The 21,604-nt window shown below is 69.7% G+C and carries 24 protein-coding genes and 3 pseudogenes; 12 read left to right on the top strand and 15 right to left on the bottom strand.

Annotated elements, in window-relative coordinates; all coding sequences use genetic code 11:
• The first annotated feature begins 255 nt into the window (after positions 1–255).
• The 3 genes and pseudogenes from AB0E67_RS12175 to AB0E67_RS12165 all read left to right on the top strand — a co-directional run bounded on the left by AB0E67_RS12175 (position 256) and on the right by AB0E67_RS12165 (position 2,695).
• Positions 256–1,539, top strand: a complete 1,284-nt coding sequence (locus tag AB0E67_RS12175) for a hypothetical protein (protein WP_362024497.1) — start codon at positions 256–258, stop codon at positions 1,537–1,539.
• A 117-nt stretch (positions 1,540–1,656) separates the two neighbouring features.
• Positions 1,657–1,856: pseudogene (locus AB0E67_RS12170) on the top strand (site-specific integrase); the annotation flags it as partial.
• A 41-nt stretch (positions 1,857–1,897) separates the two neighbouring features.
• Positions 1,898–2,695, top strand: coding sequence for a methyltransferase domain-containing protein (locus AB0E67_RS12165; protein ID WP_362024494.1), 798 nt, complete (start codon positions 1,898–1,900; stop codon positions 2,693–2,695).
• Positions 2,696–2,734: 39 nt separating this feature from the next.
• On the opposite strand, the gene AB0E67_RS12160 is transcribed toward AB0E67_RS12165, so the two are convergent.
• On the bottom strand, positions 2,735–2,875 hold the full coding sequence (locus AB0E67_RS12160; protein WP_362024491.1) for a hypothetical protein: 141 nt from the start codon (positions 2,873–2,875) through the stop codon (positions 2,735–2,737).
• A gap of 596 nt (positions 2,876–3,471) precedes the next feature.
• Entirely contained in the window at positions 3,472–3,831 is a 360-nt protein-coding gene (locus tag AB0E67_RS12155) for a hypothetical protein (RefSeq protein ID WP_362024669.1), read from the bottom strand.
• Between the two features lie 380 nt (positions 3,832–4,211).
• Between AB0E67_RS12155 and cpt the strand changes: the two genes are divergently transcribed.
• Positions 4,212–4,745, top strand: coding sequence for a chloramphenicol phosphotransferase CPT (gene cpt, locus AB0E67_RS12150; protein ID WP_362024488.1), 534 nt, complete (start codon positions 4,212–4,214; stop codon positions 4,743–4,745).
• 162 nt (positions 4,746–4,907) lie between these two features.
• Here the strand turns inward: cpt and AB0E67_RS12145 are convergent.
• The 6 genes and pseudogenes from AB0E67_RS12145 to AB0E67_RS12120 form a co-directional block, all read right to left on the bottom strand.
• A pseudogene (locus AB0E67_RS12145) lies at positions 4,908–5,366 on the bottom strand (GNAT family protein); the annotation flags it as partial.
• A 150-nt stretch (positions 5,367–5,516) separates the two neighbouring features.
• A complete protein-coding gene (locus AB0E67_RS12140; protein WP_362024485.1) occupies positions 5,517–5,759 on the bottom strand; it encodes a helix-turn-helix transcriptional regulator in 243 nt (80 codons plus the stop codon).
• Positions 5,759–6,256 (bottom strand): DUF2975 domain-containing protein, encoded by a 498-nt coding sequence (locus tag AB0E67_RS12135; RefSeq protein ID WP_362024482.1) that lies wholly within the window; start codon positions 6,254–6,256, stop codon positions 5,759–5,761. The genes AB0E67_RS12140 and AB0E67_RS12135 overlap by 1 nt, the downstream gene beginning before the upstream one ends.
• A 104-nt stretch (positions 6,257–6,360) precedes the next feature.
• The gene (locus tag AB0E67_RS12130; RefSeq protein ID WP_362024479.1) at positions 6,361–7,638 is read right to left on the bottom strand and encodes an APC family permease; all 1,278 of its coding nucleotides are present in this window, start codon (positions 7,636–7,638) and stop codon (positions 6,361–6,363) included.
• A 399-nt stretch (positions 7,639–8,037) separates the two neighbouring features.
• A complete protein-coding gene (locus tag AB0E67_RS12125; protein WP_362024476.1) occupies positions 8,038–8,664 on the bottom strand; it encodes a sigma-70 family RNA polymerase sigma factor in 627 nt (208 codons plus the stop codon).
• Between the two features lie 128 nt (positions 8,665–8,792).
• A complete protein-coding gene (locus AB0E67_RS12120) occupies positions 8,793–9,659 on the bottom strand; it encodes a hypothetical protein (RefSeq protein ID WP_362024473.1) in 867 nt (288 codons plus the stop codon).
• 563 nt (positions 9,660–10,222) lie between these two features.
• Here AB0E67_RS12120 and AB0E67_RS12115 point away from each other — a divergent pair.
• The 3 genes from AB0E67_RS12115 to AB0E67_RS12105 all read left to right on the top strand — a co-directional run bounded on the left by AB0E67_RS12115 (position 10,223) and on the right by AB0E67_RS12105 (position 12,808).
• Positions 10,223–10,987: a DJ-1/PfpI family protein gene (locus AB0E67_RS12115; protein ID WP_362024470.1), complete on the top strand. Its 765-nt coding sequence runs from the start codon at positions 10,223–10,225 to the stop codon at positions 10,985–10,987.
• A 480-nt stretch (positions 10,988–11,467) separates the two neighbouring features.
• Complete coding sequence (locus AB0E67_RS12110) at positions 11,468–11,974, top strand: VOC family protein (protein WP_362024467.1); 507 nt, start codon at positions 11,468–11,470, stop codon at positions 11,972–11,974.
• 9 nt (positions 11,975–11,983) lie between these two features.
• On the top strand, positions 11,984–12,808 hold the full coding sequence (locus AB0E67_RS12105) for a GntR family transcriptional regulator (RefSeq protein ID WP_362024465.1): 825 nt from the start codon (positions 11,984–11,986) through the stop codon (positions 12,806–12,808).
• 260 nt (positions 12,809–13,068) lie between these two features.
• Here the strand turns inward: AB0E67_RS12105 and AB0E67_RS12100 are convergent, their stop codons facing one another.
• Positions 13,069–14,175: an NAD(P)-dependent oxidoreductase gene (locus AB0E67_RS12100; protein ID WP_362024667.1), complete on the bottom strand. Its 1,107-nt coding sequence runs from the start codon at positions 14,173–14,175 to the stop codon at positions 13,069–13,071.
• On the opposite strand from AB0E67_RS12100, the gene AB0E67_RS12095 reads away from it, so the two are divergent.
• From AB0E67_RS12095 to AB0E67_RS12085, 3 genes are all read left to right on the top strand, one after another.
• Positions 14,174–14,512 carry a substrate-binding domain-containing protein gene (locus AB0E67_RS12095; RefSeq protein WP_362024462.1) on the top strand — a complete coding sequence of 113 codons (339 nt, stop codon included), beginning with the start codon at positions 14,174–14,176 and terminating at the stop codon, positions 14,510–14,512. The genes AB0E67_RS12100 and AB0E67_RS12095 overlap by 2 nt on opposite strands.
• Positions 14,505–15,077: a transcriptional regulator gene (locus AB0E67_RS12090; protein ID WP_362024460.1), complete on the top strand. Its 573-nt coding sequence runs from the start codon at positions 14,505–14,507 to the stop codon at positions 15,075–15,077. Before AB0E67_RS12095 ends, AB0E67_RS12090 begins: the two co-directional genes overlap by 8 nt.
• Positions 15,078–15,463: 386 nt before the next feature.
• A complete protein-coding gene (locus AB0E67_RS12085; RefSeq protein WP_362024458.1) occupies positions 15,464–15,700 on the top strand; it encodes a chaplin in 237 nt (78 codons plus the stop codon).
• Positions 15,701–15,953: 253 nt separating this feature from the next.
• On the opposite strand, the gene AB0E67_RS12080 is transcribed toward AB0E67_RS12085, so the two are convergent.
• Complete coding sequence (locus AB0E67_RS12080) at positions 15,954–16,538, bottom strand: hypothetical protein (RefSeq protein WP_362024455.1); 585 nt, start codon at positions 16,536–16,538, stop codon at positions 15,954–15,956.
• A gap of 51 nt (positions 16,539–16,589) precedes the next feature.
• Positions 16,590–17,693, bottom strand: a complete 1,104-nt coding sequence (locus tag AB0E67_RS12075; RefSeq protein WP_362024452.1) for a UDP-N-acetylglucosamine 2-epimerase — start codon at positions 17,691–17,693, stop codon at positions 16,590–16,592.
• A gap of 210 nt (positions 17,694–17,903) precedes the next feature.
• Between AB0E67_RS12075 and AB0E67_RS12070 the strand changes: the two genes are divergently transcribed.
• A complete protein-coding gene (locus AB0E67_RS12070; protein WP_362024450.1) occupies positions 17,904–18,692 on the top strand; it encodes a choice-of-anchor P family protein in 789 nt (262 codons plus the stop codon).
• A 124-nt stretch (positions 18,693–18,816) separates the two neighbouring features.
• Here the strand turns inward: AB0E67_RS12070 and AB0E67_RS12065 are convergent, their stop codons facing one another.
• Positions 18,817–18,957, bottom strand: coding sequence for a hypothetical protein (locus tag AB0E67_RS12065; protein ID WP_362024448.1), 141 nt, complete (start codon positions 18,955–18,957; stop codon positions 18,817–18,819).
• On the opposite strand from AB0E67_RS12065, the pseudogene AB0E67_RS12060 reads away from it, so the two are divergent.
• A pseudogene (locus tag AB0E67_RS12060) lies at positions 18,950–19,111 on the top strand (aldo/keto reductase); the annotation flags it as partial. The gene AB0E67_RS12065 and the pseudogene AB0E67_RS12060 sit on opposite strands and share 8 nt — an antisense overlap.
• Before the next feature lie 269 nt (positions 19,112–19,380).
• Here the strand turns inward: AB0E67_RS12060 and AB0E67_RS12055 are convergent.
• From AB0E67_RS12055 to AB0E67_RS12045, 3 genes are all read right to left on the bottom strand, one after another.
• Complete coding sequence (locus AB0E67_RS12055; protein ID WP_362024446.1) at positions 19,381–20,178, bottom strand: DUF5707 domain-containing protein; 798 nt, start codon at positions 20,176–20,178, stop codon at positions 19,381–19,383.
• Between the two features lie 288 nt (positions 20,179–20,466).
• On the bottom strand, positions 20,467–20,682 hold the full coding sequence (locus AB0E67_RS12050) for a DUF397 domain-containing protein (RefSeq protein WP_362024443.1): 216 nt from the start codon (positions 20,680–20,682) through the stop codon (positions 20,467–20,469).
• Complete coding sequence (locus AB0E67_RS12045; RefSeq protein WP_362024440.1) at positions 20,679–21,515, bottom strand: helix-turn-helix transcriptional regulator; 837 nt, start codon at positions 21,513–21,515, stop codon at positions 20,679–20,681. The genes AB0E67_RS12050 and AB0E67_RS12045 overlap by 4 nt, the downstream gene beginning before the upstream one ends.
• Positions 21,516–21,604: the final 89 nt, after the last annotated feature.

Genomic DNA, 21,604 nt, shown 5'->3' with positions numbered 1-21,604 from the left:
CCCCGGCGTGTGTTCACAGCACCAACCGGGGTCTTACCTCCAAGACCGACAAGGAGCGATCTCGTGGCTACTCAGAACCGTACCCCTGCCCAGGGCGGTTATGCACGCTCTTCCGCGCGTACGATGGCGAGTCCCGGCTACGGAAAGCGCTCTGTTCGAGATCAGTGTCCCCGCAAGGGTGATGAATTCGTACTGCTGCCCGAAAGGGAGCGCTACGTCGCGGGGTACATCGATCGCCTTCCCGACGGTGCCGCGATGAGCATCAAGGACCTGGCCAAGCAACTTCCGCTCTACGGGCAACAGGCCGTCGGCAAGGCCCTGGCCGCATTGGGAATCGCCGGTCATCTCCGTCGCGTGCTTTGCCCGGTCGGCGACGACGGTACGGTTCGCTGGGTTTACCGCACCTTCTGGTCCCGCACCGCGCATGACAACGAATGGTGGGTCACCTACCTCGCCTCGATGGAAGGCCAGGACGATTCCAGCCATCCGACGTCACCGGAATTCACCGCCCCGGTACCTCGGCCCCTGAAGCCCGCAGTCCAGGCGCCTGCCGCCCAGGACCCCGCCGTCCCGCAATCCGTCGCCCTGGAATCCGCGTCCCAGGAACCCGCTGCTCAAGGGCCTGCCGTTCTTGAGCCCATCGCCCAGGAATTCACGGGACCGGCATCCACCGGCCCGGAATGCGTCGTCCCGGCATCCTCCGCCCCGGAATGCATCATCCCGGAGCCCCGGTCGGCGGAAGGCGCCTCGGCGGCATTCGCCCCGGCGCCCGAGCCCGCCGCACCCACCTTCCGCGCTGTCCCCGCCGCGCTTGGTGCTTCCGTTGAGCCGACCGCTTTCGCCGCGTCCGTCGTACCCGCCGCGCCTGTCCCCGCTGCCACCGCCGCGCCGGCCCTTGCTGTACCCGCCCCGACCGCCGCCGAACCCGTCCAGCCCACCCCGGATACTCCGCACACCGCCCACACTCCGTCCGCCGTGCCTGCCGTACCCGCCGTGCCCGTTCCGTCCGCCGTACCCGCCGTGCCGCGACAGCCGGGCCCGGGAGACCTCCCGCCCGTCGAAGAGAAGTCATTCGCCTACTACGCCCTGGCCCAGCTCGGCCGCATCGACGAGCGGCTCGCGCTTTCCGACACCGACTGCACAGCCCTGGTACCGCTCGCCGCCGAGTGGTTCAACCGGGGCGTGACCGTCGACTACCTCGTCCACGCCCTCACCAGCGGCCTTCCCTCTTGCATCCACTCGCCCATCGCCTTCACGCGCAAACGTCTCGAAACGAAGATCCCGCCCGCCCTGCCCTCCTCTCCGCTCAAGGACCCCAAAGCGCCCGGGGGTCCCAACGCCCCCACCCGCCACGCCCTGGTCGAATGCACGGAATGCGCAGTGCCCGGCCCGCCCGAGGCGCTCCCCGACGGCCTCTGTCGCACCTGCCGCCCCCACCACTCACCCATCACCGGGAACGACAGCACCACCACCGCCGACCCCGACGTCCAGGCCCACGTCGGCCGGATCCGGGCCGTTCTCAGGGACCGTGCGCGTTGAATCACGACGTCGTCGTGCGCCGGAGAGAGGGGAGCAGGATGGCAAAGAACGGGCGCTTCAAAGCGTCAACACGGCCTCTACGCTGCAGCTTCTGGTTCTTGCAGAGGAAACGCGCTTCTGATCAAAGGCCGTACGCGCGGACCGGTATTCGTCACCCACCGCAGGCCTGGCCCCGAGAAGGTCGTCAGTCGCGGGATGTTTGCCCGGACACTGGCCTGGTCCGGCTCTCCTACGGACAAGCCCGCGCCCCGCTGGACGCGCGCACGGCCATCGGAGGGGTATCAGGCACGGGCTGGGACCTGCACGAATACCCCCACGGCGCACCCCCGGAACCCAGGCCACCCGCTATCGTCACCGGATGCCTGAAGCTGCCGAGAAGTTCGAGACCGCCATGTCTGTCTGGAAGGATTGGCAGGAGGCTCCTTGGGGCCGCCTGCGCTACGCGATCGCCGAGGCGAACCTGGCCCGCCATTGCAGAGAACTGGCCGACGGACCGCTGCGCGTACTCGACTTGGCCGGTGGGGACGGCGGCGACGCCGTGCGCCTGGCTGCTCGCGGACACCACGTCACAATCGTCGACTACGCCCCGGCGATGCTCGCCGCGGCGGCCGAGCGGGCTGCTGCCGGTGGCCTGACGGATCTGATCACCTGCGTCGATGCCGACGTGAACGCACTGCCCGCCGACCTCGCCTGGGGGGAGTTCGACGTGGTGCTGTGCCACAACCTCCTCCAGTACGCGGACGATGTCCGCCATACGATTGCTGCGTCCCTGGCCCCGCTGCGGCCGGGCGGCCTGTTGTCGGTGATGGCGATCAACCGTCATTCGGCACCGTTGACCGTCGCCGTCCGCGAGATGGACCTCACCGCGGCGGTTGCCGCGCTGGACACCGACCAGGCTCGGACACGGATGTTCGACTCAGCGCTGACGCTACACACAGCCGAGGAGATCACCCGTCATCTGGCCGACCTGGGCTGCCAGGACGTGCACCATTACGGCATCCGCAACGTCTGCGACTACATCACCGACGACGCACGCAAGCACGACCCTGCGTTCTACAACGATCTCGAACGCCTCGAACTCGCCCTGACCGCCCGCCACCCCTACATGCACACCGCTCGTCTCTTCCAGCTGACCGCCCGGAAGGACGAGAAGTGACACCCGTGGCGGGCGCGACGGACCGCGCCCGCCACGGCACTACTCCTCGTCCCCGGCGTCCGGGGCACGCAGAGGCCGCAGTCCGCCGGGCACGTCGGCCAGGCGCAGGATGTGCAGGGGCTTCGTGATCCCGCCCGTAGTGGGCGATCGCGTCGCCGAGCGGGTTGGGGCGGCCAGCACGGAGACCCCGGCACCTCCACCGCGGCCAACCGAGCCGGATGGGCGGCAGCTCGGGCCGCGAGTGAGGGGGTGTCGAGTGCACCGGGCGCCCTGTGTCGGACACTGCTCGATCGTGGCGAACTCGCCTTGATGGATTGCCACTTCAACGGAGCCCCGGCAGCCCTGGGGCGATGGTCGGGCAGCCCCTCGAACTCTGACCCGAACCAGAGGGGACAGGGCCACCTCGATGTCAGATCGGATCAAAGCCTGGAATCGGTCATCAACTCATATGTATGACCAAATCGGACTCAAGCGTAGATCCAAATCTTCTGGAAAGCGTGGTTGCAAGCAGCGACACAAACGTTGACTCAAGCATCGGCGCAAGCATTGACGCAAACACCGATGCAACCATCGATGCAAACATGGATGCAAACATGGATACGAACTCTTCTGCAAACGCTGACGCGGACATCGACTCAAACATCGACTCAAACATTGGACTGACCGCGCGGATCACGCGGGCTGGGCGAGCTGACGGGGAGGAGGTGAGTGGGCGAGAAGACGGGCGAGCAGGCCGGTGCCAGGAAATGCCGCCCCACATCACGAAGTGGGCCGGTTCACGCCTGGCGTCCCTCGTCCACCGATTCCGTCGGCCTCACCGCCCGGTTGGGTCGGTTGCCCCACTGCCGGAACACCATCGAGGCCAGGATCGAGCCGATCACCAACGGCCCGGCGACCCAACGCATCACGGCCGACGGCCAGCTCCATGTCTCGCCGGTGAACCGGCCCACCGACGCGATGGCGAGTGACGCCCCCAGCAGCACGAATCCGAGTCCCCAAGTGCGGGTGGCCCAGACGGGCCCCCGAGCCAGTTCCGGGTACTGGTGGCGCCGATGCGTGGCGGAGCACCCCAGCCACACGCAGCCCAGGCCCATGGCCAGCATGAACACGTCCATGGCAGCCTCGAACAATTCCATCACGGTCGCAAGCCTCCGCCCCTCCACCACGTTGAGCAACTCCGAGTCGAGCAACTTCGAACACCGCAGCCGGAAGACCCGCCGCTGTGGTTCCCCCACCAGGATGGGCTTCCGGCCGGGCCCATGCGCCTGCCGGAACGGGCAGGGAATACGCCCCGCAGTATTCCGGGACCCGGCAACATGAGCGAGTGCGCGAATGCGCGAGTACGAGGCAGTGGGGCCGGCCCGTAGAACCCGTCTCCGGCCTGTGGGACCGGGGTGGGCCCCTCGCCGAACGCGGATCAGCCCTCCATGGAACACGGGTCGGCCCTCATGGACCTCGGTCCCGGCTTCCGGAAAACGGCTTCGACGCCGCGGGGGAGGGCTTCTAGTGTGACGTGGTGAGAACTCAGGTGATTATGTTGAACGGCGGGTCCAGTTCGGGTAAATCCGGGATCGCCCGGTGTCTGCAGTCCACCTTGCCGGATCCATGGCTCGCCCTCGGGGTGGACACCTTGATCGAGACGATGCCCGTCTCCATGCAGGCATCGCAGTCCGGCATCGACTTCGACACGGACGGCGGCGTGAGTACCGGAGCCGAGTTCCGGGCGCTGGAAGAGGCATGGATGGAAGGGGTCGCCGCGATGGCTCGTGCAGGCGCCCGGATCGTCGTCGACGATGTCTTTCTCGGCGGGGTGGAGTCCCAGCAGCGGTGGCGGAAGGCTCTCGGTGGACTGCACGTGCTGTGGGTCGGCGTCCGGTGCGAGAGCGCTGTCGCCGCAGCCCGCGAGATCGCCCGCGGAGACCGAATCTCCGGTATGGCCGAGTCGCAGGCGGGGAAGGTCCACCGGGACGTGTTCTACGACCTGGAGGTGGACACCACGCACACCGAGTCCCTGGAGTGCGCGCGGACCATCGCTGCCCAGGTCGTGTGATCACGGTCTCGGCGCCCCCGTCAGCGGCGAACAGCTCCCCGCGCACCACCGGGCCGTCGTCGGTGACCGTCAGCTTCGCGATCCGGCGGCCGAGCCCGTGCCGGCCTGTGGCGCGGAGGCGTCAGGAGTTCGTGTGTCTCCCACAGCCCCGGGCTTCGGCCCGCTGCCGTCGCTGAGCACGAGCATCGCGTGTTCGTGCTCGCCGTACCGCACGGTTCCGGTGTGCTGGAAGCCGTGCTTCTCCAGCAGCCGCACCGAGCCGGTGTTGTCGGCGAAGGGATCGGCATGGAGCGGGCGGGTCTTCTCCCGCTCCAGAAAGAGCGTCAGCGCCCGGGTGCCGATGCCTCGGCCCCAGTAACGCTGCCCGAACCAGTAGCCGATGAAGCGTCGGTGGTCATCCCACCAGGCGACGACGTTGCCCGCCGTCTCACCATCCACGGTGACGGTCTGCACGAAGACGCTCGGATCCCCGAGGACCTTCGTGGCCCAATGGGTCATGAACCTCTCCCGGCCCCGGGGCGCGAACCTCGAACGCCGGACAGCCTCCGCGTCGTGTTCGTACCGGAAGAACAACTCCAGATCGGCCTCTTCGACGTCCCTCAACCGCACATTTTTCGTCATGCTCGGTGAGTCTGGCACCCGGCGCTGACAACGGCGTCGGGTCCTTGATCGTCGATCGGTTCCCTCCGTTCTTCGTCGGCCGACCCCCGGTGCGTGCGGGAGCCGAGGACCCCGGCCACGGGGGCCCGCGACACCTCGCCCACGACGTGCTCAGTCGTTGTACTCGTCGCTGCCTTCGGTGCCCTCGTCGTCGGGAACCCAGCGCAGCACGTCGCCGGGTTGGCAGTCGAGTGTGCGGCAGATCGCGTCGAGCGTCGTGAACCGCACCGCCTTCGCGCGACCGTTCTTCAGCACGGCGATATTGGCCGGCGTGATGCCGACGGCGGCGGCGAACTCCCCGACCGACAGGTTGCGTTTGGCGAGTTGGACATCGAGGTCGACGATGATCGCCATCAGATCACCTCGGCGATCTCGGTCTGTAGATCCGTCGCCTTGCGCAGGAGGCCGCGCATGATGACGACCAGCATCGCGAACGCCGCTCCGACGCCGACCCCCGCGATCGCGGCGGCCAGGGCGCTGATGATGTCCATGTTGCCGTTGGGAGCGGGGATGTCGGCCAGGGCCAGGTGACCGGCCACCCCGATCGCCAGCAGTGTCGCCAGGGCCGAGGACCCGATGATGACGTCGACCCATCGGAAGGCCCGCGGTGTGAAGATCGCGTCCCGTCGGACCATGGCGAGCAGCATCCACACCGCGATGAGTGCGACCTGGACGCAGGCGATGCCGACGATCGCCACCGTCACGTAGGGCGCGGCGAATGGGGCGTAGGGCGGGAAGCGGTCCACTTCGTCGGCTGCCGTCGTCGGGACGACCACGATCTGGCCGAAGAGACCGAGCACGATCGCTGCGACGATACCGACCCGGAGCGCGACTATGAAGAGGCGATTCATGCATCGATTTTCGATAGATATCGATCGAAAGTCAATCGACTGCTTCTGGGCTTCCGTAGGTTCACGCCGCGCGTACGAGCGCTCACGACGATGACGGGTACGGCCTACGGTTGCGGCTTGCGCGCCGACATCGAGCGGCGCGCGGCGTAGACGAGCGCACCGGCCGCGAGCACCGCGGCGCCGGAGACGACCGAGGCCCACGGCAGTGCGAAGGCCAGGGCCAGGCAGCCGGCCAACCCGACGGCGGGGATCAGGAGGCGGGGGCGGCCTTCGTCGGGGGCGAGGGTCCAGGCGGAGGCGTTGGCGATGGCGTAGTAGACGAGCACGCCGAAGGAGGAGAACCCGATGGCCCCACGCACATCGGCGGTCGCGGCCACCACCGCCACCACGGCACCGACGAGGAGTTCGGCGCGGTGGGGCACCTTGAAGCGGGGATGGACGGCGGCCAGGGCGCGGGGCAGGTGACGGTCCCGGGCCATGGCCAGGGCCGTACGGGAGACGCCGAGGACGAGGGCGAGCAGGGAGCCGAGCGCGGCGACGGCGGCGCCGACGCGTACGACGGGCACGAGCCGGTCGGCGCCCGCGGCCCGCACGGCGTCCGACAGCGGAGCCGACGCCTCGGCCAGCCGCCCCGGGCCGAGCGTCGCCAGGACGGCGACGGCGACGACGGCGTACACCACCAGGGTGATGCCGAGCGCGAGCGGGATGGCCCGGGGGATGGTACGGGCGGGATCGCGGACCTCCTCCCCGAGTGTGGCGATACGGGCGTAGCCGGCGAATGCGAAGAAGAGCAGGCCCGCCGCCTGGAACACCCCGCCGACGGTTGCGTCCGAACCGATGTCCAGCCGGGCGGGGTCCGCGGTCCCGGAGGTGAGGGCGGCGACCACCACGGCCACGAGCACCGCCAGGACCAACGCGACGATCGCGCGGGTCAGGAGCGCGGATTTCCGTACCCCCGCGTAGTTCACGGCCGTCAGCGCCACCACGGCGGCCACCGCGACCGCGTGCGCCTGCCCGGGCCACACGTACGAGCCGGCCGTGAGCGCCATCGCCGCGCAGGAGGCGGTCTTGCCGACCACGAAGCCCCACCCTGCCAGGTAGCCCCAGAAGTCGCCGAGGCGCTCGCGACCGTAGACATAGGTGCCGCCCGAGGCCGGGTATCGGGCGGCCAGCCTCGCGGAGGACGTCGCGTTGCAGTAGGCGACCACGGCGGCCAGGGCCAGGCCGATCAGCAGCCCGGAGCCGGCCGCCCGTGCTGCCGGGGCGAGGGCGGCGAAGATCCCCGCACCGATCATCGACCCCAGGCCGATCACCACGGCGTCGGTCACGCCGAGCCGCCGCTGCAGTTCGTCCGGGACACCGGTGGTCGATGGCTTGTTCACGGGCGTACTCCTCGGCGGCAGGCCACACGGGGCATGGTTTCCGACACCGGCAGACGATAGAGGAGCTTCGGGCAGGCTCCCACGGCCGCGGGCCCTGCGCCGCCCGGCCTGTGCGGTGTGCGGTGTGCGGTGCGCCATGTGCCACATGGGTCAGGTGCCCGGACGGCTTTCCGGGCCTGCCTGACCGTCGGTTCGTCGCGCTCCGTCCGGCGCCCGTGGCCGGTTCGTTCGGCTTCGTCACGACGCTGACCCCCCGCCCCCACGCCTTTCGGCCCCGAGGTGTCCGTCGCCGTCGTGGCGCTACCGCTGATCGTCACCGGCGCGGGTATGGCGCTCACCGCGGGGCTCGTCGACGGACGGGCTCTCCAACTCGTCGACGTGCGCTCAGGGGTGTCGGTTTCAGTCCGTCTCGCGCGTCCCCTTCTGCGGTTCTCGTAAGAGGCCGACCAGGGTGGCGCGAGCGCGTGCCACCCTGGAGCGGACCGTGCCGATCGGGCAGCCGAGGGCCCGTGCCGCATCCGCGTACGGCAGGCCCAGCATCTGGGTCAGGACGAAGGCGTCCCGCCGCTCGGCAGGAACGGTGGCCAGGAGTTCGGCCAGCGCGACTCCGTCGTCGAAGCCGGGAGTGCGCGGCTGGCGGCGCTCCACCAGGCTCTGCCAGTCGTCCCGGTCGTAGAGCCGGGGTCGCGCGGCGGCGTGGCGGAAGCTGTCGACGACCGTGCGCCGGGCGATGGACAGCAGCCAGGTGCGCGCGGAGGAGCGGCCCTCGAAGCGGTGGAGGCTGCTCAACGCGCGCAGGAACGTCTCCTGAGTGAGGTCGTCGGCGCTCTGCGGTTCCGCACTGAGGTGGGCCACGTACCGCCAGACGTCTTGGTGCAGCATGCGGACGAACCGTTCCACCGCAGCGGTGTCGCCGTGAGCGGCGGCGATGGCGACACGGGTGATCTCCTCATCTGTTTCGGCGAGCGACCGGGCGGGCGTTCGTTCGGGTGCGGGCCGCACCCGGTGGGCGAGGGCAGGGGGCATCGTGACGTGTCCTTCGGGATGTCGGTTCCGGCGCGCGCGGGGCGCTGCCGGTAAGCGGTACGGCCTGCCGGGCGGCATGACCGATGCCCGAGGCGCGGCGTGAGACCCGCGCGTCGGGGTGCCGGCTGTCAGACGACAGCGATCCCGACAGGAGGTCCGCGCGTCTCGCGGGACGAGGCGAGGAGGAGGCGGCGAGGTCTGGTGGCGGTGTGCCGACGGTGTGGGCGCGGGGACGCCCCGCTGGGCGACGGCACCAGACAGAGGACGAGGCGCAGGGGCGCGGACAACCAGCCCGCGACGGCGCGCAGGGCGCGGAATGCGACGCGTTCGCCGTGCGCCAGCCACAGACCGCACAGCAGCGCGGCGAGGAGGTGGGCGGCCAGCATGCAGAGAGGTGCCGTGTCGGACATGTCGTGGACGGCGGACATCGCTTCCGACCCCGTGCCGTGTCCGTCCGGCATCATGCCGGCCGCCATGTGTCCGGTGTGCGGCGTGCCGTGCGGCATGCCGTGAGGCGTGGCGTGGCTGCCGGGCATCGCGTTGTGCGCCGCGTGCGTCATGGCCTCGGCAACACGGTGCTGGTGGTGGTGCTCAGGGACGGGGCCGTTCGTCGTCGACATCATCGAGGGGATCGACTGCGCCGAAGGCGTCGACTGCATCGAAGGCGTCGATGGCATGCGGCAGAGCAGATGGTCGGCCCATGTACGGAGCACGGAAACGCCCGGTGGCCGTGGCGCGGTCAGGGCCTGGCTCAGTGAGAAGGCCGCGTGGAGGCCGGCTTGGGCTGTCACCGTCGCCGCCGTCACCGTGGCCGTGCCACGCTCGCGTACGGCGAGGGCCCATGCCGCCGTACCGGTCACCGCGAACGCGACGACGAGCCCCGGCCCGGCGATCGGCGAGCCCGACATGAGGATGTGGCCCGTGGCAGCGAGCAGCACGCACGTGGCCGCGAAGATCGCGGCCCTGAGCGCTCGGCAGCACCGGCCCGTAGTCATGGCGGGGTCATCCTCGCACCTGCCGTCGGCCCTGTTGCGGGTCGGTGCGCGGATCGGAGGAGTGGCCCTCTTCGTCGCGTTGGTGTGGCGCGTGCCACAAAGAGGGGCGGGAACTGGTGCGGCGACGCGTACGACTTCTGACGGCAGGCCGAGACTTGCGGCGGGCCCACGCCCGCACCACGGCAATGGCGAGGAGGTGCGCATGGGCAGGGACGGGCCGGAGCGGCTCGGCTCGGGCGCGGGTGGTTCGAGGCCGAGCGGCCGGCCCAGTGACAGTGCGGTGGCCGGCTGCCGGGGAGCGGCCGTTCTCGAACACCACTGGCCGCCCCGGCCAGGGCGTTTCGGCTCGGGGTCGGCCGCGTCGTGCGCCCGCCCCGCCGTCCGCGACCACGCTCTCTTCGCGGCCACCGAAGTCAGCCCACCATGTCTCCGGACGACAACCACCATCTCCCTGGACCACAGACGTGCCGCGCCCCCGGATCACCTGCGTGCCGGGTCCCCGGATCACACAGGCGTGCCGCGCCCACACGGCGCGGCTCCCGCTTCTCTATGACAGGAGAGCCATGAACCGCAGAAACCTGCTCCGCGCCTCCACCGCCCTCGGTGCCGCCGGGGCCTCCGCAGCCGTGACGGGCATCGTCGCCACTGCGGCCTCGGCGGATCCGTCGACCGCTCGGACGGGCACCAGAACGCTCCGACCGGGCGCCGGGCCGCTGCGTGTGCACGTCGTCATGTTCGACGGTGTGGAGGAACTCGACTTCGCCGCCCCGTACGAGGTGTTCTCCGCCGCCGGGTTCTTCACCGACCGGGCGATCGACGTCCGTTACGTCAGCGCCACCGGCCCCGGCACGGTCCGGGCCTCGTACGGGACGGAGATCCGTGTCGAGCACGGCTGGTCGCCGCATCAGGCGGACATCCTGGTCGTGCCCGGTGGTGGCTACGCGCGCCGGGACAGCCCCGGGGTGTGGGCCGAGATCCGGCGCGGCACGCTGCCCAAGGCCTTGGTGGCGGCGGCACGGAGAGGGCTCACGATCAGTGCCGTGTGCACCGGCACGATGATCTTGGCGGCCACCGGCCTGACCCGCAACCGTCCCTGCACCACTCACCACAAGGCGCTGGCCGACCTGGAGAACCAGGGAGGCATGCTCAAGAACGCCCGTGTCGTGGACGACGGCGACCTGGTCACGGCAGGCGGCATCACCTCCGGGCTCGACCTCGCACTCTGGCTCGTACGCCGGGAACTCGGCGCGAATGTGGCGACCGAGGTCGAGGCGATGCTGGAGTACGAGGCACGGGGCACGGTCTGGGTGCCCGACAGGCGACGGTGAGCCACGTGGGATGTGCGGCGGGGCGCTGTGAGGCGCAGCGTTGTGAGGTGTGGGCTGTGTGAGGTGTGGGCTCTGAGGCAGGGTGCTGTGGCGGGTGCTCTGAGGTGGGGGCGGACTCCCTGTCCCCGCCTCCACTCCCCTCCCATGCGCCGCGACCGGGGCCGCGCCGGGGGCCGGGCCAGGGCCTCGGCGCGGCGGGTCCAAGCCGGTTCACCTGAGGCATGGCCACTCCGGCGATCGGATTGCAGTCCGCTCGCAGCGGCACAGGATTGGATCCACAATCCAGGTTTGGGATGACGCTGGACGGGATTCAATGGGCGTGCCTATGGTTTTGGGATCCAAAGACTTCAGAGGTTTCCATGTATCTCATGCTTTGCACGTGTTCCACATGCTCTGGAGGCTCTGCGTGCTTCGCGCGGCCACGTGCCCCACGTGCCCTGTGCGCGTCGCGTGTGCCATGTCTGCTTGGGGAGGAGTGAGATGAGCGGCGGACTGCCCGGCCTGGCCGGTGTCGATCACATCGGGTTCACGGTTCCCGACCTCGACGAGGCCAGGGCCTTTCTGGTCGACGTGCTCGGCTGCGAGTACATGTACTCGCTCGGCCCGTTCCGCGATGACGACGGGAACTGGATGGCGGACCACCTCGACGTCCACCCGCGCGCGGTCATGCGGCAGCTGCACTTCTTCCGGTGCGGTGGGCAGGCGATCTTCGAGGTCTTCGAGTACGCCGCGCCCGGACAGAACACGACCCTGCCGAGGAACAGCGACATCGGCGGCCACCATGTCGCCCTGTACGTCGACGATCTCGACGCCGCCGTCTCGTACCTCCGGAGCCGGGGGGTACGCGTCCTCGGCGAGCCGACGACCAGCAGTGGCCCCAGCGAGGGGCAGCGCTGGGTCTACTTCCTCGCCCCCTGGGGCATGCAGTTCGAGCTCGTCTCGTACCCGGGTGGCAAGGCCTTCGACCGGCAGCGAGCGGCCGGATAGGCTCCGGGCGTGCTGGGGGAGAACGTGCCGGGGAGGAAGACGAGCGCTCCGGAGCGGAAGGCCGCGCCGGAACGCGAGACCGCGTCGGCGCGCGAGATTGTTCCGATGCGCGGGATCGTGTCGGAACGCGATACCGCGTCGGGCGCACCGGACCGTGCCGGAGCAGTCGGACAAGGCGGTCGGGGCCCCTCGGCCGGGGCGACCAGTCAGCGGATCGCACACCATCTGCGCGAGGCGATCCTGAACGGCGAGATCGCGCCGGGGGAGCCGATCCGGCAGGAGAAGGTCGCCGAGCGCTTCGGCACCAGTCGGCCGCCGGTACGCGAGGCCCTGCGCATCCTGGAGGCCGAGGGCCTGACCGAGCACCGGCCGAACCGGGGCGCCAGGGTGCCCCGGCTGGGCAGCCACGAGGTGGGCGTGGTCTACCACATGCGCGAGCGACTGGAACCTCTCGCGCTGGCCGAAAGCCTTCCGCACCTGACGGAGGACGACTTCCGGGCCCTCGACGAGATCCAGCGGCGGATCGAGGCGGCCGACGATCTCCTCGAATTCCTCGCCCTGGACCGGGAGTTCCACCTCCGCAGTTATTCCGGCTGCCGTACCGACCACCTTTCCTCGGTCGTCGTCCGCCTGTGGAACTCCACCCAGCACCATCGCCGGATGTTCATGCGCCTCGGCGGCTCCGGCAGGCGATGGGTCGTCAACGCCGAGCACCGACTGCTGCTGGAGGCCATCGAGCGGCGCGCCCCGGTCGACGCCGGATGCGTCCTGGAGGGCCACATCCGGCGCACCCGCGTGGAACTCTCCCGGCATCCCGAGGTCTTCGACGGGTGAGGAGGCCACGGTTCTGTCCACGGCCGTGGCCCTCTCACCCATCCCGTCCCAGGCCCCCGAGGAGCGGCGTCGCGGGTGGCATCCGTGCGGTGGCGAGGATCAACGCGGCGTCGAGGGCGGCCGTGCCGCAGCAGCCCGCCCGACGACGGGCGGTGCCGCAGCAGCCCGCCCGACGACGGGTCGTGCCGCGGCAGGCCGTCTCACGCCATGCCGTCTCACGCCATGCCGTCTCACGCCATGTCGTCTCTCGACAGGCCGTCTCACGACAGGCCGTCGCGCACGTCGGTGCCGTCCGGTGTCAGTTCGAGACCGGCGGCCCGGGCGGCGAGCGGCAGCAGAACGGCGAAGTCCTCCTCCACACGTCCCTCGGCGACCGCTCCGGCGATGATCTGCCCGACCAACGCGGTCACCGGAACCGGCACCTGCATCGAGCGCGCGGCCCCGAGCCCCAGGTCGAAGTCCTTCTGGAGGAGGACGGGGGTGAAGGTCGGCGTCAGGTCGAGGTTGACGAACGCCGGAGTTTTGTACCGGGTGAAGACCGAACCCATCACCGAGTCGTTCAGGAAGGTCAGGAAGTCCGTGCGGCTGATGCCGCCCTTCTCCGCGAGGACGGTGACCTCGGCCATCGCCTGCGTGACGATGCCCAGGAACAGGTTGTGCGCGATCTTCACGAGCCGGGCGCGTTCCCCCTCACCGACATACGTCACCGAGTGGCCGATCGCCTCCAGCAGTTCCCTCGTCGAATCGAAGGCGTCGCGCGGTCCGGAGGCCACGATGGACAGCCGGCCCTTCGCGGCGACCTTGCTGTTGCCGCTGACCGGAGCGGCGACGAACGCCACTCCCTTGGCCGCGGACGCCTCGCGCAGGCGCTCCGAAGTGCCCGCGTCGACGGTGGAGCTGTCGACGACGACGCGCGGCACCCGCTCGCCGGTGAGCAGCCCGCCCTTGTCGAGCATCACGGACTCCAGCACGGCGGGGGTGGACACCATGGTGAACACCACGTCCCGGCCCGCGAGGTCGGTGATGTGGTCGACCACGGTGGCGCCCTGCCGCTCCAGCGGCTCCGCCTTGGACCTGGTCCGGTTCCAGACGGACACGTCGTAGCCCGCGGCCACGAGCCGGCCGGCCATCGACGTACCCATGCGACCCAGGCCGATCCAGCCGACGGTCATCTCGCTCATCAGTCTCTCCTTGCCTTCCGCACGGTTCGCGGCAGCTGCGTCAGTGCGCCATTCCGCGCCTGTGCTCCTTGTGTCGGCCGACCGGGGCGGCGGCGCGAGCGAGCTGTGGTGGGTGGGCCGGGCAGGGGAGGGGCGCGGCGGACAGGGACTCGCTCGGGAACCCGGCCCGGTGCCCCGGACCGGAATGCCTACGAGGCGTGGCGTAGCCCGGTCAGCACCGCTCGACTGCTATGACGCCCTGGGGCGGCACGGGCTGAACTGCCCCGGTGACATCTCGGTGATCGGCTTCAGCGACATGCCGTTCATCGACACGCCGCGCCCGCCGCTGACCTCGATCCACGTCCCCCACCACGAGATGGGCCGGACCCGGCCCGACGGGGGCTGTCGTGATCGACAACGACCCACCAGGCATGCTGGAGTTCCGGTAGCGGCCGACAGCGACGCAGACGAAATGCGGCCATCGCCGGGCCCGGCACACCGTGCCCGGCACGCACGACGGAGGAGGGGATGGCGAAGTGCCTGAGCGCACACGCGAGTTCGGGAAGTACGGTGCCCAGGGCGTCAAGGGCCACGAGTTGGTCGCCCGGCGGCTCGACGAACTCGCGGGCGGCATCACCACCCCCATCACCGCCAAGCGCGGCCTGATGGCACGCCTGCACTACCTGACGAGGTCGGCCCACGCCCGCGCGGCGGCCCGGGACGCCGGCCTGACCGTAACCGACCGCACCCTCAAGGCATGGCTGGACGGCAGGCGCAGCCCCTCGCGCAAGAACCTCGAAAGGATCGAGAGGGCCTACCGCACGGTGCGCCGCGCGAACGTGGCCCGGTACCTGCTCCGCCGCCTCAACGCTGAGGGACGCGGCACACGCGTCGAGATCCACCCCCTCAACCAGTCCCAGGTGCCGCGCCCGCGTCAGCGGTTCCTGGAGTTCCGTACGCTCAACATCCGCCACTGGGACCGGATCGTCGACGCGTGGGCCCGGGAGGACGATGCCGCGCTGGATGCCGCGTGGGTGGACCAGATCGTCGACCTGGGCTCGCAATGGGGACAGTACGAGTACTGCACCAGCATCGGTTTCGCCGCGTAGCGACTCGTCATGGCCTGTGACGGATCGTAACGACTCTGAACGGGGTGTGGGGTACGAGGTACGGAGTGCGAGGCGCGGGATCCAGGCATGCGCGGCGCGGGGCACAAAGGATGCGCGGCGCGGCGCGTGGGGCAAGGGTGCGGGGTCGAAGGGTACGGGGTGCGGTCGTGTTCACGGAGCGCCGCACGCCGACGGCCTTCCGCCATTCGCCGCGAGCGACGTGACGGACGTCTACCTGTTGCTGGTTCACTCGTTCGGCCCAGGACGTCCGTTGTGACGCGGGGTGTCGTTACCCGATCGGGTGATGTAGGCCCCTCCAGCGAGCTAATCCGAAGATGTTCGTGATGTGATCCATTTCGGTACTTTCGTCACCTGATTGGAGAAACATGCGCATTCGAACCGCTATGGCCGCCACTGCTATGGCCGCCTCGGCCGTTCTCGCCGGCGCCGGTGCCGCCGCTGCCGACGCCGGTGCAGGGGGCGCCGCCATCGGCTCCCCCGGCGTTCTCTCCGGCAACGTCCTCCAGATCCCGCTCCACGTCCCGATCAACGCCTGTGGGAACAGCGTCAACGTCATCGGTGTGCTGAACCCGACGTTCGGCAACACGTGCGTCAACTTCTAGTGCATGAGGGGTGCTGATGCCGCCGGGAGCGGCACTGGGACGGTGACCGTGTCAGTGCCCGCCCCGAACAGCACGGTGCCCGATGCCTGACGCATGGCGCAGGGTCCGCCCGGGATCACCCGGGCGGACCCACGTGTGTGCGGCGTTCGGAACCCTACGGCCCGCGTGCCGCCCGAGTTCCGTCCGAGTCCCGCCCGAGTTCTCGTTCGCACCGGGTAGCCGTCGGCGCGGGTCCTGGCGAGGAAGCCATTCATCAGGGGGCGGTTCGGCCACCGGCGACGCGTACGGCCTCATCGAAGTACGCGCGTTCACGCGACCCCTCAGGCGCTCCGAGAACCGCGAGCCCCCGGTCCGCGAACGGCCGGAACAGCCGTCCGTGCCGGAGCACCGTGTCAGGGCCCGGAGCGCCGGTGTCCTCGACCGTCGTGAGCGGCAGGGCGCGCGAAGCCCCCACGGTCATCGTCACCGCCCAGCGGGTGATGTCGTCCTCTCCGAGCGGGAGGGGCGCGAAGCGCACGCCGCTCACCTCGTCCCAGGCCACCCGGCGACGTGACCACGGTCGGAGGACCGCGACCCCGGATTCGTCGAAGCACACGGCGAACCGGCCCCGCAGCGCGAAATGCACCACGACCGGCAGCACCAGGCAGGCGGGGAAGAACCACCATGTCGGATGGTCCCCCAGAAAGCCGAGGGCCCCTGCGACGGTGACCAGAACCCAACTGATGGCCGTCTCGGCGCACAACCACTCGACGTGCAAAGGCCCTTCCAGCACACGTACCTTCACCGCTGCCGTCACGTTCGCACCCCGTCGCATTTTGCCGCCCGTGTCGTCGCTCATAGCGCGGTCAACGTAGCCAACGCGGCGCGCCGACGCCATGAGCACTCGTACTCAACCATGTTGACCCACGGCAAGTTGGGACATCGAAGCGACCGGCGGACGGCCCTCGCACTCCGAGGTCACCGGGTCACCGGGGCGCCGGCACCGGCATCGGCTCGGCGGGCCTCGCCCGAGCCGTACGCGAAGCTTCCGCACGAGGTATCCGACTGCCCGCAGCGACCGCCGATCAGTACCCGCCCCTACGACGAGATCCTGCGACCGCCCCGCATCGACTGCCTCGCAACTCGGCTCGACACGGCGGTGGTCGGCACGGAAGCGGTTGGTGCGGGAGCGGCTGGTGCGGGAGCGGCTGGTCCGGGGGCGGCTGGTGCGGGGAGCGGCTGGTCCGGCGTGCAGGTAGCGGCTGCGGACCGCGGTGACGATGTCGGCGCTTGCCTGTCCGGTGCCGTAGGGGGAGGGGAGCCGGGCCAGCCGTTCGGCACCGGCCTCGTCGTCGAGCAGTTCCCGAAGTACACGGGCGAGTTCGTGGCCGGGCTGGGCGAGGCGAGCGAAGCCGGCCTGGACGGCCTCGGGGCGCTCGGTGGAGTTGCGTACCACCACGAGCGGGCGTTTGAGCACGGTGCATTCCTCCTGGATCCCGCCGGAGTCCGACACCAGCAGGCGGCAGTGCTGGGCCAGGGCGAGGAAGGCGGCGTGGTCCAACGGCTCGATCCGGCGCAGTCGCGTGATGGACGTCCGCAGGCCGAACGCGTCGACGGCGGCCCGGGTCCGGGGGTGCAGCGGAAGCAGCACCGGCAGGTCCATTGCGGCGAGTTGGTCGAGGATCTGGGCGAGCCTCGCGGCGTCGTCGGTGTTCTCGGGGCGGTGGATGGTGGCGAGCACGTACCTGCCCGGGACGACGGCGTGCTCGGCCACGATCCAGCGGACTTCAGCCTCGGCAGGCAGGGATTCCAGGGTGGCCTCGACGACGGTGTTCCCCGTGATCACCACCCGGTGCGGTTCGATGCCCTCGCGCAGGAGGTGCGCGGCCGCGGTCGCGGTGGGCGCGCAGTGCAGGTCGGCGAGCGGGGCGATGAGGCGGCGGTTGGCCTCCTCGGGCGTCACCGCCTGACCGACGAAGCTTCTCCCGGACCGGGAATCCGTGGCCGAAACCACGGCCGGACAAGGGAGTTGACGCACCAACCCCAAGGCCCCGGCACCCGGCGCGACGACGCCTGCAGCATCGACCGGCCACCGCCGACGGCCCGTCCGGGGACGTTCCCGAAAGCCCTGAGAAGTACCTCTACGGCCGACGGGAGAACCGAGCCGTCCCCGGAACCATCACCCGGCAGCGAATTTCGCTGTCCGCTACGAAAGGCTCAACCCGTGAGAACCCGTACCCGTACCCGTACCCGTACCCGTACCCGTGCCCGTGCCCGCATCCATGTCCTGACGGGCAGCGCACTCGTCGCCGGAATCCTGTCCGCCGCAGCCCCGGCGTACGCCGCCCTCCCGGCTCCCGAGGCCGACGCCTACGTCGTTTCCTCGGAGGCCCTGAGCGGGGCCGTCGCCGTTTCGCCGACACCCCACTCGACCTACCCGTCGGGCGGAACGGAGACCCTCGTCGGCCTCGATCTGGGCGCGTTCACCACCACATCGGTGCTCACCGCGAAGACCGGCGGCAACCCGGCCGACGGCACCTCGTCGGCCTCCGCGGCGGTCGACAAGCTCGGGCTCGACCTCGGTGTCGCCCAGGCGTCCCTGACGGGTGTCGAGTCGACCTGCGAGGCGACCCCCACCGGCGCCAAGGGCAGCGGTCTGATCGCGGGCGGGTCGATCACCGTCCTCGGAATCCCGACCAACCTCCAGGCCAACGCCCCCGCCAACACCAAGATCAGCATCCCCGCCGTCGGTTCGATCGTCCTCAACGAGCAGACCACCGACGCCGACGGCGTGCTGAGCGTCAACGCCGTCCACATCACCCTGCTGCCGGCACTGAACGGTGCCAACCTGGTCATCGGCCACGCCGAGTGCGGCGGTGCGGAGCCCGCCGAAGCGGTTCCGATGATCGACCCGACCGTCGCCGGGGCCACGGGCGGCGTGGCCGTGGCGGGCGTCCTGGCCACGGTCTACCTGCGCCGCCGCAACGCCGCCGCCGACGGTTCGGCCGCCTGACGCGACCGTCCGACCGCACCGGGCCTCCGGCCCGGCTGCCCGGTCCCTCGGCCCACCGGACCGAGGGACCGGGCCCACGGGCCCGAGCCCGAGCGCGGGTCAGGGGCCGGGGCCGGGCCCCGGGTCATTCCATGAGGAGCTCCGAGGCCAGGTCCGACGCACGGCGGATGTCGTCGGCGAGGGCTTCGCGGTCGGACTCGTGGAGAAGCAGCTCGGCGGCCTCGGTCAGGCGGGTACGGGCCGTGGCCGGGTCGTCGGCCCGCAACGAGGAGCAACTCCGCCAGAATCCCGGTGCCGTCGGCTGGACACTCACACCGGACCAGATGGCGAAACTGGACGCGGCGAGCGGCAAGACGGCCCCCTACCCGTACTTCCCCTATCAGCGCGAGGAGGGCTTCGCCCGGCTCAACCCGCCTGTGGGCGGGTTCACCGGATGTCAGGGATCGAGTCCGGGGGAGCGCCGACCCACGGATGACGGTCGGTTTGCCGTGTCCGGGGCAGCCCCATTGTGCGCACCGCGCGGTGGGGCTGCCCCGGACCGGTACGCGGTCCGTGCGGGCCAGGCGGTCGGCCGGTCGGGCGGCGGCGAACCCTTCGGGCTTGATGCCTGTCGTGAAGGATCTGAACACGTTGGTGGTGGTGTTCAGCACCGGGCCCTTTGGTTTTCCCGCCACCGCGCGCTGCGGGACTACTTCACGTCGACGAAGTCACCGGGGGCGTTGACTGCGGGAGTCGAGGCCGTACCGGCGAAGCTCCAGCGCCAGTAGCCGTCCTGCACCGCCTTGACCGTGGTCTTCAGTGTGCCGGTTTTGGAGCTCTTCACCGTTTTGACGGTGGTGTATGTGCTGCTGTTCTTCTTTCGGAACTGGAGTTTGACCGACTGGGACGCGTAACCCGCGTACTTACGGGTGTCCCAGTTGGCCCGGTCCAGCTTGCCTGTGACCGTGATGGTCCTGCCCTTCTTCACGGGCTCCGGGGAGGCATCGGCCGTCAGCCGCGACAGCCGCTGGAACCTGACCGAGGAGAACGTGTCCTTCCCGGTGAAGCTCCCGTCCTTGCCCCATGCACCGGCGTAGACCCGCCAGTTCGTGGCGTTGGTGTTCCACAGGTATCCGGGATCGACCGTGATGGTGAGGGTGCAGGTCGAGGTTGTGGCGTTCGAGGCCTTGCACTTGGCCTTTGTCCCGTCCGGGTGGAACCCGAAGTCGTACAGGTTCGGGTTGTTGTCGCGGCCCCTCCAGATGTAGGAGAGAGCGTCCTCGACACCCGAGGAGTGGGACGCGGTGACGGAGACCGTCACCTTCTTGGTGGCGGTGGTACCGAGCACAATCGGCTTTCCGCTGTTCACAACGACCTTGCTGATCACCGGGGCGGCGTTTGCCCGCGTCAGCGCGAACGAAGGGCTGCTCGCCTGAGAGGCCGGCACGGTGAGGACGGACAGGGCCAAGGCGCCGGAGACAGCGGCAACAGTGGCACGAATACGCATGTGTTCCCCAAGTCTGGACTGTGGGTCTGCTGACCCGACAGACCAGACCTGGGGCGAACGTGAAAGGTTGTACACAAAGATGAAATCTTCGCGAAGATTGGTGATCAGCCCAGATCAGAGGCTGTCGCACGGCTGAGCGTTGTTTTCCGCGAGAACTACCGGGACGGATCCGACGGAGCCTCGGCCTGGACACGGACGGAAGGTGCGCCGCGACCAGAAGCCCCACCATGCGACGCGCGATGGTGCACACCTCAACTGGTGACCCGAGCGGGCCGTGCGGGCCGACGGTCAGTCGGCGGCGAACTCGCCGGACTTGATGCCCGCCACGAAGGACGTGAACGCGTCGGTGGTGGTGTTCAGCACCGGGCCGTTCGGGTTCTTGGAGTCGCGGACGGGGACGACGCCGCGGGTGGCGGCGAGGTTGGCGGCGACCTCCACGCAGTTGCCACCGTTGTTGCTGTACGAAGACTTGAACCAGTGGGGGGACTTGGTCGTGGTCGTCACGGGGTGCCCTTTCGTGCCTCGTTGATCATGAATACGGATTCCGCCTGGGACAGCGCCTCGGCCTGTAGCTGATGGTAGGCCGTCAGCAGGGGAAGTACGGAGGTCGTTTCACGCTCAAGGTGCCCCCGAATCTGGGATTCCGCGTATGCAATCACGGACATGTCCGACAGTGTCAGCAGGTTCATCGGGAGATCGAACGGCCGACGCTCTCCTATGTCGTACGGGACGACCTGGAGCACGGTGTTCGGCTGCTCGGCGAACTCCGCCAGCCGTTCCAACTGCGCGTCCATGACCTCATCGCCGCCGACCCGTCGACGGATGCAGCTCTCGTCCATCACCACCAGCATCATGGGCGGGCGGGGGCGTACCAGAGCCGCCTGCCGCTCCGCCAGGAACGAGACCCGTTCGGTCGCTTGCTCGGGACTGATCGTCCCACGCCGTACGGCGCTGTTCGCGAGGACCCTGGCGTACTCCGGCGTCTGTAACAGTCCGGGGATGATCCCGATTTCGTACAACCGGATCTCTACGGCGCGCCCTTCATGCCCCACGTACTGCGGGAAGCCCTCCAGCAGTGAACCGTGCCGGATCTCGCGCCACTGACGCTCGAACGTGTCGGCCGTGTCACCGGTTCCGAAGACACGGTCGGCGCTGCGCGAGAAGCGAAGAGTCGGCATCTTGCGACCAGTTTCAACGGCGGAGACATGCGTGCCGGAGTACCCCAGCTCCGCGCCCAGCTCCTCCTGCTTCCACCCGCGAGCCTCTCGCAAGCTGCGGATACGCGCGCCAAAAGCGGCCTCCGGACTGCTCTCGGGGTCCAACTTCTTTCGGTTCAACGGCCTTTCACCAGCTTTCCGTTCTTGCTCAACAAGTTGAAGCGTTCCAGACGCTAGGTCACGCTGGGACGCCTTGGTAGTGGAGTCAC

Source organism: Streptomyces sp. NPDC032161 (assembly GCF_040636995.1).
Lineage (GTDB): Bacteria > Actinomycetota > Actinomycetes > Streptomycetales > Streptomycetaceae > Streptomyces.
This window is presented reverse-complemented; position numbering and strand designations above follow the sequence as displayed.

Excerpts from the sequence above, each read along its gene's own strand:
- AB0E67_RS12115 (WP_362024470.1), top strand. The coding sequence starts at position 10,223 with ATGAACCGCAGAAACCTGCTCCGCGCCTCCACCGCCCTCGGTGCCGCC.
- AB0E67_RS12110 (WP_362024467.1), top strand. The coding sequence starts at position 11,468 with ATGAGCGGCGGACTGCCCGGCCTGGCCGGTGTCGATCACATCGGGTTC.
- AB0E67_RS12055 (WP_362024446.1), bottom strand. The coding sequence starts at position 20,178 with ATGCGTATTCGTGCCACTGTTGCCGCTGTCTCCGGCGCCTTGGCCCTG.
- AB0E67_RS12080 (WP_362024455.1), bottom strand. The coding sequence starts at position 16,538 with ATGAGCGACGACACGGGCGGCAAAATGCGACGGGGTGCGAACGTGACG.
- AB0E67_RS12140 (WP_362024485.1), bottom strand. The coding sequence starts at position 5,759 with ATGGCGATCATCGTCGACCTCGATGTCCAACTCGCCAAACGCAACCTG.
- AB0E67_RS12135 (WP_362024482.1), bottom strand. The coding sequence starts at position 6,256 with ATGAATCGCCTCTTCATAGTCGCGCTCCGGGTCGGTATCGTCGCAGCG.
- AB0E67_RS12165 (WP_362024494.1), top strand. The coding sequence starts at position 1,898 with ATGCCTGAAGCTGCCGAGAAGTTCGAGACCGCCATGTCTGTCTGGAAG.
- AB0E67_RS12175 (WP_362024497.1), top strand. The coding sequence starts at position 256 with ATGAGCATCAAGGACCTGGCCAAGCAACTTCCGCTCTACGGGCAACAG.
- AB0E67_RS12120 (WP_362024473.1), bottom strand. The coding sequence starts at position 9,659 with ATGACTACGGGCCGGTGCTGCCGAGCGCTCAGGGCCGCGATCTTCGCG.
- AB0E67_RS12085 (WP_362024458.1), top strand. The coding sequence starts at position 15,464 with ATGCGCATTCGAACCGCTATGGCCGCCACTGCTATGGCCGCCTCGGCC.
- AB0E67_RS12155 (WP_362024669.1), bottom strand. The coding sequence starts at position 3,831 with ATGGAATTGTTCGAGGCTGCCATGGACGTGTTCATGCTGGCCATGGGC.
- AB0E67_RS12095 (WP_362024462.1), top strand. The coding sequence starts at position 14,174 with ATGCCTACGAGGCGTGGCGTAGCCCGGTCAGCACCGCTCGACTGCTAT.
- AB0E67_RS12125 (WP_362024476.1), bottom strand. The coding sequence starts at position 8,664 with ATGCCCCCTGCCCTCGCCCACCGGGTGCGGCCCGCACCCGAACGAACG.